Genomic DNA, 14,314 nt, shown 5'->3' with positions numbered 1-14,314 from the left:
TTGAGCTAATCATCTGTTATGCCATAACATTATACCCATAAAATGCGATTTATTTCACACTATTCACATGAATGTTCATTATTTATAAAAATACCAATGTGCACTCTTCATGCTGTCATTCTTCAGTTTACATAAAAAAAGCCAGTCTACTGACTGACTTTTTTTATGCGTAGATCAGTTAAATACTTAACATACTGCTTAAAGTTTCACTGACATTTTTAGATTTCACTTGTGGTTTTAAAGCCTCAAGCTTCGCTTTCACTTCGCTACGCTGTGGCTCTGCCAATGTGTACCAACGTGACAAAACCTGAAGTAAACGAGAGCCAACAATTGGGTTTTTCTCATCTAAATATTTTGCCAGCCCAATGAAATGATCCACACCAAAACTCCATGTGTTCACTGGGTTTGCATTTAAACCACCACTCACTGAACGAATGCGGTTCGGCACGCCCAAATCATAATCGGCATGTGAAGTGAGGTATTGAATGGTTTCCGTCGTAGCACAAGGATGTGCCGCTTGAAGTGTGAACCACTGATCTAGTGACAAAGCCTCATCTTTAAAACGTAGGTAAAAATCACGTAAAGCCGCTTCTGCTTGCGGTGCATCATTCCAAACCAAGACACGTAGTGCACCTAAACGTTCAGACATATTGCCTGTGGCTTCATATTGCTGATATGCCAGCTCAAAAGCACTTTCATCGCCTTGACGCGCCATCATACTAAGCATGATGTTTTTCAGCGCACGGACACCCATGGCTTGTGAAAACTCTTTTTGCAAATCTGGGTCTAAAGCCAAATAAGTGTCTTTACAGAACGCACCTAACTCACGTGCTAATTTTTCAATCAAAGCATTACGTTGTTCTTGAATCTTCGCTGGTTCGTAGTCAGTGTCGATACGACTACCTAAATAACCTTCACTTGGCACATCAAATAAACGTGATGCCAAGAGTGGATCTTGTTCAAAAAGATCTGGTAGCGTGTTTTTAATGGCTTGAATATAAATATGCGCATCATGACCATTGAGTAAAATACGCTCAAGCAGTGTTTGCGTTGCTTGCCATTGGTTAAAACCATTGGTTTCGTATTGAATCAGGAACGCCAACTCTTCATCGGTATAGTTAAATTCTAAGTTGACGGGCGCAGAAAAATTACGCAGTAATGACACGACAGGTTTCGTGCTTAAACCGCTAAACACAATGCTGGCTTGGTCTTGGTCAAAAAGATACACACCGTCTTTGACTGCATTTTCAAATAAACTGTCTGAGTTTAAAACCAATTGCTCACCTGTTGCAGCATCGAACAGTGCTAAAGCGACAGGAATTGGAACAGCTTTTAGGTTCGGATACTTAGGATGTGCTTTTAAACTTTGCTTAAAGTTTAAAGTATAGGTTTGCGCAGCAGCATCATAATGACCTTCCGCTTCTAACTTTGGTGTACCAGGTTGGTTATACCATGTTAAGAAATTGGATAAATCTACGCCTGAACCTGCGGTTAAAGCGGCTACCCAGTCTTCAACGGTCACAGCTTGACCATCATGGCGTTCAAAGTACTCATCAGTTCCTTTACGGAATTTTTCTTTGCCCAATAAGGTAGCCATCATGCGGTTAATTTCCGCACCTTTTTCGTAGACCGTTGCAGTATAAAAGTTATTGATTTCCACAAAATGATCAGGACGCGGTGGATGAGACAATGGGCCTGAATCTTCTGGGAACTGATGCGCTTTGAGTACCGCAACGTCATCAATACGTTGAACCGCAGCAGACTGCAAATCTTCTGAGAAAGATTGATCACGGAAAACCGTTAAGCCTTCTTTTAAACACAATTGGAACCAATCACGGCAAGTAATGCGGTTACCTGTCCAGTTATGGAAATACTCATGGGCAATTACCGACTGTACACGCATAATCGCGGCATCTGTCGTATATTCTTCATCCGCCAAAACACATGACGTATTAAAGATGTTTAGACCTTTATTTTCCATCGCACCCATGTTAAACGCACTGGTAGCCACAATCATATAGTTGTCTAAATCATAGGGACGACCATAGTGTTCTTCATCCCAACGCATTGAATGCTTTAAGGCTTCCATTGCAATATGACATTTCGGAATATCTTTTTCTTCGGCATAAATTTCTAAAGCCACATCACGGCCTTCCGAGGTCACATAACGGTCTTTTAAAACAGCCAAATCACCAATCACACAAGCAAACAAATACGCTGGTTTTTTGGTTGGATCTTGCCAAATGGTATAGTGACGACCTTCGCCTGCCTCGCCCGCTTCAATCAAGTTACCATTGGCAAGGAGCACTGGATATTTTTTATCGGCTTCTACACGTGTGGTGAAAACTGAAAGGACATCAGGACGGTCTGGGTAAAAGGTAATTTTACGGAATCCTTCAGGCTCATTTTGGGTAACAAACAAATCTGATGCGGCTTGGTATAAACCTTCAAGTTGTGTATTTGACTCAGGATGAATGATCACCGATGTCTCAAGCTTGATCTGATTTGGTGCATTACGAATCACCAACTGCTCTGCATCAAGCGCATATTGCTCTTGGCTAAGTTGCTGACCATTCAGCACTAAACTTTTCAGCTCTAAATCACGACCGAGTAAAACCAAATCACCCTCGGTTTGGCGCGTCAGCTCCAGTACAGCATCAACTTGGCTATGCTCATCATAGACTTGAATATCGAGGTGAATGCTGTCTACTAAAAAAGATGGTTTTTGATAGTCTTTTAAATAGACGGTTTGATCTGCTTCAATAATTGGATTTGCCGCAATATTCATGTCATGTCCTAATGCTATTGGTCTACAGCTTTATATTGTGTATGTTTTGATCATACGACAAGTTTGCCATACTGTCTGTGTATGTTGAATGATATTTATATGGGCACGTTGAACAGGCTTTTCAATTCTATTGTTCTTATCCCGCTCATATGACTGCACCAAGTGAATAAGAAACAGACAACTCCTCACATCGTGCCGTGCTTGTCTAGCAATATTTGCACCAGCCTTTAGACTTGCACAGTGCCATTAGCTCTCCGCCATTCAAACGCTGAGAAACTTAAAGACATCGATAAGATCTAAAGCCAGCTCTTTTCAAATATCCAACTTAATTTTCAAATCGGCTACATTTTGTGCACAGTTTTTGCTTGTATCTAAATATGCATAGCGCATGATAAAACTTAAGCAAAATAAAAGAGGTGTGAGATGTACTTAAAAGACCATATCGTCCGCGTCGAAAATATAAAAATGCTGCAAGCAATGCATGCTGCAAAAATTGATCATAAAGTCATTGCCCTGTTCATGAGCTGTGAAGGAATACCTTTACAAGCACACGATGTCAGTAGCATTTTAAATCACTACGACACACTAGGGAGCAAAAAGTTGCCGAGCAAAAAAGTTCAAGCCATGATTGAAGCTAAAAAACTAGGTATGGAAGATGACTCTCTACCTTGCCCCGTTTAAATTCTACTAGTCCAAAAAATACGGTGCATGCCGTATTTTTTTTGCCCTATATTCGCCACTGCGTTGCTTCACCCATCTAGCGTTTACAAAGCACCTCTACTTGTTCAATTACACTGCAATTTACAACGCCTTTCTGAAATTTTAGCGTGTATAATTTGAGAAAATCCTGAGTTTCAAATTCATCTTATGTCGCTTCAAATTTTGCACAAACAACTTGATGAGAGCACGCCTTGTCCACTTTGTCAGGCGGCCATGTTTTGGGTGGATGCTGAACAATACGACAAAGAAATTAACTTTCATGAATGTAGCCACTGCCAACATCGTGTTTTTAGCAATTCCAATCTAAATTGCCACTGCGACAGTTGTTTAGCCCAGCGCAAAAAAATATTGAAAGAAACTCGTCAGCAAGAACAGCATAAAACCAAAACCAAGGACATTTATGAGTTTGAACTGGGTCAACTCAGTTTTATGCATAAATTATTTTTATTGGCCCTGTTAGATGGCTACGCACAAGAACATACACAGCATCAAGAGTTTATTGATTGGGAACAGATCAAATATTTTAGTGTCACCCCCAATTATCTATTTCAAAATAGTCTCGTCAAACAACTGGTAAAAGAACAAATCCTCGTTGCCAAAGATTTTGCCAGTGAAGCCCATCAGTATTATATTAATGTGCGTTTGGACGGCTACTCTGAACCCAGCCTATTTAGTGTTACGCAGCAGTTACGCTATTGGTTTTATGAAAACCTTAGCCTTGGTGTGCCTTTTAAGACCGCGGATGAAGTCAAAAATGCCTTGTACCAATTGCTCTATCAGGAAATTATCCAATTTATGCAGTTTTACTGTCGTACTTGGGGCATTCAAATTGCAGGAAATAACAGTTTCCAAGTGTTTTGTTATCGTTTACTCGATGTACTCGCGGTCGGACAAATTTATTATTTAATCCAAACTGCATTGGAGTATTTATATGAACGTAAAGCCTTACAACCCAGAAATGAAAACTTTATTAACACCAACTTACTGAAAAAAACTCTACAACAATACCGTGAACGCAGTGTGGCTGAAAAATGGGAAACATCAACTCTGCCTCGACCACATAACCTACCATTCAGCAAAATGAGCGAAGTCTTATTTTTCCGATTTTTAGGCTATGACGAAGCCATTTTCTTTCAGCCTGTCTCTCGTTCATGGCAAAAAATTGAACCACGTTTAAGTTTCTACTCACAAAAACGCTGTATGTACTGCGGTTCAAATGAGCTCACCGTAGATTATGATGCCGACCAATATGTGACTTTATTTTGTCGCAAATGTAAGCATCAAGACCACTATTTCACCAAATAAGGGCATCCACTATGACCCAGCTTTTAGACCTGTCCTTGCTTAACACAAAACAATCGATTCAAGACCAAACCGATGTCTTGGTGGCATATGTTGCTGAAGCTTGGACTGCCCTGCAAACGCAACAACCTTTGGTACAATGTATCACCAACAGTGTGGCTGCCAACTATGCAGCCAATGTTTTATTGGCTGCAGGCGCCTCACCTGCCATGATTGATAATCCCTTTGAAGCTGAAAGTTTCACACGCATTAGTGCAGCGCTCAGTATTAATCTAGGTACGCCAACCTCTGAACAAATGCAAGCCATGCAAATCTCGGCACAAACCGCGCAGCAGCAAAACATTCCGTGGGTATTAGACCCTGTGGGATATGGGCCGTTTTTAAAGTGGCGCTCTGAAATGGTGAATCAGCTGTTAGCTTTTCAACCCACGGTTATTCGTGGAAATGCATCTGAAATCAGCACACTTGCGGGAAACCAGATCGAAACCAAAGGCGTTGATAGTACTGCAAGCAGTGCTGATGTTTACCATCAAGCAAAAACACTTTTAGCGCAGGCTGAAGTCATTGCCATTTCTGGTGAGTCTGACTATATTCTCTCCAAACAACTTGATGCTGTAATCCAAGTCAATGGTGGTTCACATTTACAACCCAAAGTTACTGCTACAGGTTGTGCCCTTGGTGCATTAATTGCAGCCTATAGCGCAGTCACCAATCCTGTCATTGCAGCGCTGTCTGCGCATGTCCACTTTGCCATTGCTGGGCAGCTTGCATATGCCCGAAGCCAAAGCACAGGAAGTTTTAATGTAGCGTTTATGGATCACATTCATCAAATGAAAGCTGAAACCATTTATAAATATGCGGATATACAGCTTATCCGTACCTCAGCCTAAATAAAGTATGGCGAGAGTTTCTGCTTAGGTAACTTCTCGCCCTAAAAGCACGTTCATCGCCGCTTCTAGCAGAGTCAGCACATCTAATTTACAGATACACATTAAACCCATACCAATAAAATAATCAGGCGTATGTTGCATATAAAAGTTGATATGACGACTGGCTCGATTTCGAAGCCGAATCAATTGTTCAGGCGTGGTCTGCGGCAGTACACAAGGATGCACAAACACATCCTCACTGCGCTGTTGCACATTCACATGACGGTTTTGCATTAGATCAAGAACCTGTAAGTAATCCTTAGGCATTGGCACTTCTGCACGCGGATAAAAGCGTTTTGAACGTGAAGCAAACAGCCGATATACTTTTGGCTGCATCAAACTCGAAACAAACCATAACTGACGCGTGGGATATTTTAAACGATAACCCAAGGTCACTCGAATTGCGGATAAAAGTGTTCTGTTTTGATTTCGGTAATCAGGTAAAAAAGCTGCACGCGAGCTAAGAATATATAAAGGTTGATGCGCTGTCTTAAGCTTCAATATAGCAATAATATTTTGCCCAACTATTTTTCCGCGATGATAAAAACGAATAATTGGTAATGCCACTACATCAGGGTTATATACTAATTGATGTAGTTCTTCTTGGATTGCATTTGGGAAAATTTGTCGATCAAAAGTTTCAAGCTCTTCAAATAGAACTTGTTTTTTCTCTACTGAAAGCTTTTTAAAATCAACGACCTTTTCCATAAGTTGCATGAAGTATTTCCGTTCTTATTTTGATCACTTGTTTTACTGCTATAGTCTAAATGCAATGCTTTGATAACCATAGGGATAGAAACAAGCTGTCTTCACCAAACAGGTAATTTCAAGTACGCAATACGACAACCCAATTGCGGGCATAGAATAACTGCTTTTTATTTAAGTGCATAGCGCTTATTTTATAAGCAGAAAAAATGCCAGCACAAAGCTGGCATTTTTTCTCACAATCTATTATTGCAATGATTAAGCAGTACGATAGCTAATATTCACGGTCTTAATTCGGTTTGAATCCAACTCAAGCACTTCAAAGTGAACACCACGGTAGTCCAGTTGAGTCCCAACGTGTACATCACCATGAGTTTTATCTAGGATTAAACCGGCAACACTAATATAGCCCGCATCTTCTTCAACCAAATCGATCATCCCAAGTTCCAGTTCAAGCTGATATAAATCCAGCATGCCTGTCGCCTTCCACGTCTGATCATCAACCTTCACCAAATCAAGTTGCTCATCGGCATCGGGAAATTCACCAGCAATCGCTTCAAATACGTCAAGCGGTGAAACAAGGCCCTGCACATTACCAAACTCATCGCTCACCAAAACCAATGAACCTTTAGACGTTCTTAACGTATTAATCGCATCAATGACTTTCATTTTTTCAAAAATGTAAATTGGACGATGACGTTTGATCAGGTCTTTCAATTGCTCTTCATCATCTAAGACATCGAGCAATTCTTTGGCGCGCGCAATGCTGATCACTTTATCCAAGCTACCGCGGCACACTGGAAATAAACTGTGCGGCACAGACAGTACCTGTTCACGAATTTTCTCAGGTGAATCATCAAGATTGACCCACGAAATTTGACTACGCGGTGTCATGATCGACGCGACCGAACGTTCAGCCAATGTCAATACACCGCCAATCATATAACGTTCTTCATCCGCAAAAGTTTCTTGTGCTTGAAGCTGATCAGGGTCTTCAGCTTGGAGCTTGCCACCCATGAGTTTTAAAATAGAATCCGCAGTACGATGACGTAGTGGAATTTTCGCTTCATGTTTTGCCGCATTACGCTCACCAAACTGGTTAAAGGCTTCAATCGCAATGGCAACACCAATACCCGAATAGATATAACCTTTAGGAATGTGGAAGCCGAAACCTTCCGCAATCAGGCTGATACCAATCAAGAGTAAGAAGCTTAAACACAAGATGACCACAGTCGGATGACGGTTTACAAAAGTCATTAATGGTTTCGACGCCAACAGCATGACCACCATGGCAACGACCATAGCCACCATCATCACATTAATGTTGTCGACCATACCAATCGCGGTAATCACCGAATCCAGTGAGAACACCGCGTCAAGGATCACAATCTGTGCCACAACTGCGGTGAAACCTGCGTAGACCACATTGGTGGTCAGCTTAACTTCGGGCTTACCTTCAATTTTTTCATGCAATTCGGTAACGGCTTTATAGACTAGGAACAAGCCACCAAATAAAAGAATGAGATCTCGCCCAGAGAATGTCCAATCTAAGACAGTAATCAGCGGTCGAGTCAACGTGACTAACCAAGTAATGATAAACAACAAGCCCAAGCGCATTAAAAGTGCAAGCGACAGACCAATGACACGCGCTTTATCACGTTGCTCAGGAGGAAGTTTTTCGGCCAAAATGGCAATAAAGACTAGGTTATCAATACCTAAAACAATTTCTAATATAATAAGTGTAAGTAAACTTACCCATATTCCCGGATCTAATAAAAATTCCATTATTTTATTACCCCAGAATTATGTTTCTGTTTTAAAAGCATAGACCTGCACGGCGACGGATCCATATTTATGACCTGTTCAACTAAAGATGAAATAATTATGCCTGAGATATTTGGCTTGTAATAATTTTTTTATAGTTTTTAACAAAATTTTAATATTCGACCACTTATTATGCAAAAAATACATAAAAATATCGAAATCTCTGTTCGAAATTTTGTCACTTAATGCCAATTGTCGCATTCAATAAAGATTAGACGCGGCGGTCACTTTTTAGTTTTTCTAATTAAACGCACCTTAAAACAAAAAGCAAACAATTGTTTTTATTAAATTATTTATTTTAATAATAATTAAAAAACATCAATTTACTACATTTATGGCTCCTATGAATGACACTTTTTGTTAAAAACGCTAGTTCACAAATCCATTTTTTTCACTAAAATGAAACACGACCAGCATTATTGTAAGATTGGTCAGTTGCTCGAACCAAGGATGTACGGATTGATAGTCCGATCAAAATAATCGAAGACAGGATTCATCGCTATGAACAATGAAAAAGCATTGACCTTCAGTAAGACGTCAAAGATGCTTGCGAATACTAGCTATGAAGGCGTATATCTGCATTTAGACTCCTCATTTGATCAGCATCAAGTTAAAGTTCTGGTTTCGCATAATAACCAAAAGTTTGAAATGCACTTGCCTATCGTTCTACAGGACGGTTTTCCGATGGCTAAACTTTCTTTGGATTCTCACCAGAATGCTGAAGTCGAAGATGAAGTTGTACAATTTGCGCAAAGTATTGTGAGCTTCCATCAGGATAAAGACAGTTATGCCCTGTCTCTTCTAAACAGCCACGCTTAAATTTTCTTGATTACTGGCCAAGGTTATCCATTAACAAATTTCGTTTATGGTGATAAATCCAGTAATTTTGTATTGATAAGTGTATGAGTGTTCACATAAAATGTGTTCAAATGATCTATAAAATAAAAATACGATTCACGGGGAATCCGTCACATGACCAAAAAGTACAGTAAGTTCCTACCAGGTTCTGAAGATTTTTCTTTAGAAAGTTTTCCATTTTACTGGGTAACACAAGTACATGCACAGTATGTACTCAATGTCGATCACGCTTTAAAAAAGTATGGTTTAGATAACTCACGTCGTCGTATTTTACTAGCTCTAGATTCAAAGCCACATGCCAGTGTTTCTGATTTATCTGACATGGTGGTCTCTAAAATGTCGACAACCACCAAAATTGTTTATCGTTTAAAAGATGAAGGATTGGTTGAAACTTATTCTTGTGAAGACGATGCTCGTATCACCCGCGTCCTTCTCACCGAAAAAGGTGTTGAAATGACCAATAAGATTAATGATCTCACCAGTGTTGTGCTTGAGCAATCATTTGAAGGCTTAACACCTTTGCAAATTGAAAAAATGATGGAAAGCTTAAAACACGTGTTTAAAAATTTAGCTCGCTAAACCGCTTAAAAGTCGAAAAAGTTGAGTTGGGGACTCTCTTTTTCGACTTTTATTTTCGGCACATGTGAACATTCAAACTCTTTAACAGGAAAGCCTTGTACAAAGGATTGAATATTTGGTGATTTCCAGCTGAGCCACTCCTCTAAGCGTTGATGTGGAATCACGATTACTGAACGCTTCACATCACCCGGCTCATGAAACTCCCGCATCATTGGGTGGTCTATAGCATCCATTGTAAGCATGGTTGCTGAAGGCACTACCTCGCCTGCTATACGACAGATTTCATAAAGTGCAGCAACAAATATCACTTGCCCATCCTGTCGTCTGACACCCCATCTCTGTGGCTTTTGTTCTATATATTTTGACTCATAAAATTCAAAAACTGGGATCACCCCAAACTGATATTTGGAAGTCGCTTCAATAAAACTGGCCTTTTGCAGAAGTGTCTCACTTCGAGCATTATAGGTTTTGCTTGCAATATTCTTATCTTCGGCCCATTTCGGTATTAAACCAAAATGTACCTTACACCACTCAAATCCTAAATTTGATTTGAACAATAAAGGCAACTCATAACCAGGATAGACTTCTTCGACATAATCAAAAGGAATTTCAGGGAGACCAAACTGTTGTACTTGAGCAAGGGTTAGAGGTTTAAAATTAGCGCACATGGATTTTCATCCAACTTGATGGTTAACAATAGTATGACGAGCTTTATATAATGAATTGTATAAGGCTTTTATCCGCAGCGTCTAGCTGAAATACTTGTTTAGCCCTATGCTTAAACCCATTCATAGCTCTAAGCAAGCGCCAATCTATAGATCACTATTACCCAAAATTAAATCAGTCTTATTGTTTTCCTCTAAGGATAGAGTACGACTTATTTCGTCCAATAAAAAAGCCTCCGAAGAGGCTTTTTTAGATTTACAGATTAGTCACCTGTATAACCTTTTAACTTCAAGCGTGCAGCATGCAGAAGTGGCTCTGTATAACCTGATGGCTGCTCACCACCTTTAAACACTAAGTCATACGCTGCTTTATATGCATAACCATCGAAGCTTGGTGCCATAGGCGTGTAAAGCGGATCGTTTGCGTTTTGTTCATCAACGATTTTCGCCATACGCTGCATCACTTCTTCAACTTGCGCCGCAGATACGATGCCATGACGTAACCAGTTTGCAACGTGTTGAGATGAAATACGTAAAGTTGCACGGTCTTCCATTAAACCCACGTTATTGATGTCTGGAACTTTCGAACAACCTACACCCAAGTCAACCCAACGCACAACATAACCCAAGATCCCTTGAAGGTTATTTTCAAGCTCTTTGGTTTTCTCTTCTTCAGTCCAGTTGGTATCTGTCGCTAAAGGTGGTGTTAACAAATCATCTAATGATAAAGGCTCTGTATTCAATAATTCTTTTTGACGCTCAGACACGTTGCATTGGTGATAGTGAATCGCATGAATGACAGCACCAGATGGAGAAGGAACCCATGCACAGCTTGCGCCCGCTTCTGGATGTTCAATCTTGGTTTTGTACATGTCTAAAAGCATATCTGGTTTTGGCCACATGCCTTTACCAATTTGTGCTTTACCACGTAAGCCCGCTTGAAGACCGATCATCACGTTACGGTTTTCATATGCTGGGAACCAAATTTGTGATTTCACTTCGCCCTTACGAACGAATGGACCTGCTTCCATAAAGGTATGGATTTCATCTCCAGTACGGTCCATGAAACCCGTGTTAATGAAGATCGTACGGTCTTTCGCTTGAGCAATACAGTTTTTCAAGTTTACAGAAGTACGACGTTCTTCATCCATGATACCGATTTTTAAAGTTTTTGCAGGCAAGCCAAGCGCTTGTTCTGAACGCTCAAACAACTCAACAGCAAAAGCAACTTCTTCAGGACCATGCATTTTAGGTTTTACGATGTACATTGAACCTTTACGAGAGTTCTTGTTTTCGTTTTCACCTTTAATGTCTGCAAAAGACAATAGCGGAGTAATTAATGCATCCATGATACCTTCGTAAATTTCAGCACCATCTACCAAGATCGCAGGGTTGGTCATTAGGTGACCCACGTTACGAAGAAGCATCAATGAACGGCCATGAAGTTTCGTTTCACCACCGATCAAGTTTTTGTGTGTACGGTCTTTATTCAAAGTACGCGTAACAGTTTTACCATTTTTCTCGATAGACTCTGAAAGTGTACCCTTCATCAAACCTAACCAGTTACGGTAGCCTTCAACTTTCTCTTCTGCATCTACAGCAGCGATCGAATCTTCTAAGTCTTGAATTGTGGTTAAAGCAGACTCAAGTACTAAATCTTTTACGCCAGCCGCATCTGTTTTACCAATTGGGCTGTTTGCATCAACTTCAATCACAACGTGTAGGCCGTTGTTTAAAAGTACGATTTCTGTTGGAGCAGATTCTTCGCCATTGAAACCAACAAATTGTGCTTCTTTATCCAAAGTCGATGTCGAACCGTCTTTTAACGTCACAACTAGCTTTTTGCCTTCAACTGCATATTTTGTCGCATCAGCATGCGAACCATTCGCTAATGGGAAGGTTTCATTTAAGAAGTTTTTAGCAAATGCAATAACTTTGTCGCCACGCACAGGGTTATAGCCTTTACCTTTTTCCGCGCCACCGTCTTCTGGGATCACATCAAAACCGTAAAGTGCGTCGTATAAAGAGCCCCAACGTGCGTTTGCAGCATTTAAGCAGTAACGTGCATTACGCACAGGTACTACCAATTGCGCACCAGCCAATAATGCGATTTCTTCATCTACATTTTCTGTGCTGATTTGGAAATCTTCTACTTCTGGTACTAAGTAGCCAATTTCAGTAAGGAAAGCTTTGTAAGCTCCAAGTTCAAATTTGTTGTTGCGGTGCCATTCATCGATCTTCGCTTGAATGTCGTCACGCTTAGCCAATAGTGCTTTGTTCTTTGGGCTAAGATCGACAACGACTTGTTCAAAGTTTTTCCAGTAAGTTTCACTGTCCAAACCTGAACCTGGAAGTGCTTCATTTTCGATGAAATCGTAAAGTTCTTTAGCAATCGCTAACTTGCCTTTTTGAATACGTGCAGTCATTGTCTTTCCTGATATTGCTACTTTTTATACAAGAGATTCTAGTATACCGATTTAAACTTGGCTGAATAGTAATATCACTGTGCGAAATAGTGATCATTTTTTATTTAATAAAGTATACAAACTACCAAATAAAATACTGCTCAAGGCACAAGCATTATCAATTTACAAAATGCTCTTTAGTAGTTTATTAAGTTTTTGAAATGCCGAAATTAGACTTAAGTGCAGTTTTGTATATTTTTTACACTTAAAACCAATATTCTCCCTATTTTCAATCCTGATTAAGCCATGATTATTCAAAAAAGTCGATAAATTAATCGATGAAAATGCACATAAAAAAAGCACCCTTTTGGGTGCTTATATTTTTAAATTTCTTCTTGTTGTTTACTTGCTTCAGCTTGTATTTGTCGATGTGCTTCATTCAAGTAATCATCTGATTGCATTTCCAATAAACGTGAACGCGTGCGTTCAATTTCAAAGGCTAATTTATCACCAGAGTACAATTCAATAATTGTATCTTCTGAGGTTAAAATCAGTTTTACCCCACGGTCATAAAACTCATCGACCAGATAAATAAAACGACGTGTGCCTTCAGAAAGATAATCGGTCAAATGCGGAACATTACTCACCAACACCGTATTATAAATATTTGCAATTTCGATAAAGTCAGCAGGACTACGTGGTTTTAAACACAGCTCTGAATACTCACACCATAAAACATCTTCAGTATGACCGACCGTTTCTACAATACGATTATTAATAATAATCGGCTCATCTGAAATGTTTTGAGTCTGTGTCAATGCGCTAAAACGCTGTGCGATCCAGCGTTGGTGCTCATGTGTTAAAGGTGATTTAAAGAGTTGCGCTTGCTTTAAAACACGCAAACGGTAGTCCACGCCTGCATCTACATTTAAAATCACACACTGCTGCTTCACCATTTCAATGGTTGGAATGAAACGATCACGGTGAATGCCGTTTTTATATAAACCATCTGGCGCAATGTTTGAGGTTGCCACCAAGGTAATGCCACGTGCAAAAAGCTTTTGGAACAAATCACTAAGAATCATGGCATCCGTCACATTCGAGACGAAGAACTCATCGAAACAAATGACCACTGCTTCTTTATAAATTTGATCTGCAACCGCATCTAAAGGGTTACGCTGACCTGAAAGCTTGTTGAGCTCACGATGTACATGTTGCATAAAATGGTGAAAGTGCATCCGTGTTTTACGACGAAATGGAATTGAGTCATAAAACTGATCCATCAACCATGTTTTACCACGACCTACACCACCCCACATATATACACCACGGGGAGAAGTTTGACGGCGGAAACGACGGAATGCTTTTTTAGATGCCTTAAAACGTTGAATTAATTCATGCCATACGCGATCCAGCTCATGAACGGCCTGAGCTTGTGCCTCATCAGACATGAACTGCCCGGATGCTAAGGCTTGAGCATAACGCTCTGCAGGAGATAAGGGACTGAATGCGGTAGGTGAATTAAAATCTGACATATCA

11 protein-coding genes are annotated in these 14,314 nt (G+C 40.1%); 5 read left to right on the top strand and 6 right to left on the bottom strand.

Annotated elements, in window-relative coordinates; genetic code table 11:
- Positions 1-178 precede the first annotated feature (178 nt).
- Positions 179-2,788, bottom strand: a complete 2,610-nt coding sequence (gene pepN / locus ACFN7Z_RS07625; RefSeq protein ID WP_010326837.1) for an aminopeptidase N — start codon at positions 2,786-2,788, stop codon at positions 179-181.
- Positions 2,789-3,211: 423 nt separating this feature from the next.
- Between pepN and ACFN7Z_RS07620 the strand changes: the two genes are divergently transcribed.
- The 3 genes from ACFN7Z_RS07620 (at position 3,212) to thiM (ending at position 5,700) form a co-directional block, all read left to right on the top strand.
- Positions 3,212-3,469: a hypothetical protein gene (locus ACFN7Z_RS07620; protein ID WP_005401172.1), complete on the top strand. Its 258-nt coding sequence runs from the start codon at positions 3,212-3,214 to the stop codon at positions 3,467-3,469.
- Between the two features lie 186 nt (positions 3,470-3,655).
- A complete protein-coding gene (locus tag ACFN7Z_RS07615) occupies positions 3,656-4,813 on the top strand; it encodes a hypothetical protein (protein WP_005401171.1) in 1,158 nt (385 codons plus the stop codon).
- Positions 4,814-4,824: 11 nt separating this feature from the next.
- Positions 4,825-5,700 (top strand): hydroxyethylthiazole kinase, encoded by an 876-nt coding sequence (gene thiM / locus ACFN7Z_RS07610; RefSeq protein ID WP_005401170.1) that lies wholly within the window; start codon positions 4,825-4,827, stop codon positions 5,698-5,700.
- Positions 5,701-5,724: 24 nt separating this feature from the next.
- Here thiM and ACFN7Z_RS07605 read toward each other — a convergent pair whose 3' ends face one another.
- Positions 5,725-6,456, bottom strand: a complete 732-nt coding sequence (locus tag ACFN7Z_RS07605; protein ID WP_005401169.1) for a hypothetical protein — start codon at positions 6,454-6,456, stop codon at positions 5,725-5,727.
- Between the two features lie 246 nt (positions 6,457-6,702).
- A complete protein-coding gene (locus tag ACFN7Z_RS07600) occupies positions 6,703-8,229 on the bottom strand; it encodes a TerC family protein (protein ID WP_010326838.1) in 1,527 nt (508 codons plus the stop codon).
- Between the two features lie 582 nt (positions 8,230-8,811).
- Between ACFN7Z_RS07600 and ACFN7Z_RS07595 the strand changes: the two genes are divergently transcribed.
- Both ACFN7Z_RS07595 and ACFN7Z_RS07590 read left to right on the top strand, forming a co-directional pair.
- On the top strand, positions 8,812-9,087 hold the full coding sequence (locus tag ACFN7Z_RS07595) for a hypothetical protein (protein ID WP_228127578.1): 276 nt from the start codon (positions 8,812-8,814) through the stop codon (positions 9,085-9,087).
- Positions 9,088-9,240: 153 nt separating this feature from the next.
- The gene (locus tag ACFN7Z_RS07590) at positions 9,241-9,705 is read left to right on the top strand and encodes a MarR family winged helix-turn-helix transcriptional regulator (RefSeq protein WP_004696885.1); all 465 of its coding nucleotides are present in this window, start codon (positions 9,241-9,243) and stop codon (positions 9,703-9,705) included.
- Positions 9,706-9,710: 5 nt separating this feature from the next.
- On the opposite strand, the gene ACFN7Z_RS07585 is transcribed toward ACFN7Z_RS07590, so the two are convergent.
- The 3 genes from ACFN7Z_RS07585 to zapE form a co-directional block, all read right to left on the bottom strand.
- The gene (locus ACFN7Z_RS07585; RefSeq protein ID WP_010326840.1) at positions 9,711-10,373 is read right to left on the bottom strand and encodes an SOS response-associated peptidase family protein; all 663 of its coding nucleotides are present in this window, start codon (positions 10,371-10,373) and stop codon (positions 9,711-9,713) included.
- A 260-nt stretch (positions 10,374-10,633) separates the two neighbouring features.
- On the bottom strand, positions 10,634-12,796 hold the full coding sequence (locus ACFN7Z_RS07580) for a malate synthase G (RefSeq protein ID WP_010326841.1): 2,163 nt from the start codon (positions 12,794-12,796) through the stop codon (positions 10,634-10,636).
- Between the two features lie 362 nt (positions 12,797-13,158).
- Positions 13,159-14,310, bottom strand: a complete 1,152-nt coding sequence (gene zapE, locus ACFN7Z_RS07575; protein WP_010326842.1) for a cell division protein ZapE — start codon at positions 14,308-14,310, stop codon at positions 13,159-13,161.
- Between the last annotated feature and the right edge of the window lie 4 nt (positions 14,311-14,314).

The organism is Acinetobacter sp. P1332 (assembly GCF_044057475.1).
Taxonomy (GTDB): domain Bacteria; phylum Pseudomonadota; class Gammaproteobacteria; order Pseudomonadales; family Moraxellaceae; genus Acinetobacter; species Acinetobacter johnsonii.
This window is presented reverse-complemented; position numbering and strand designations above follow the sequence as displayed.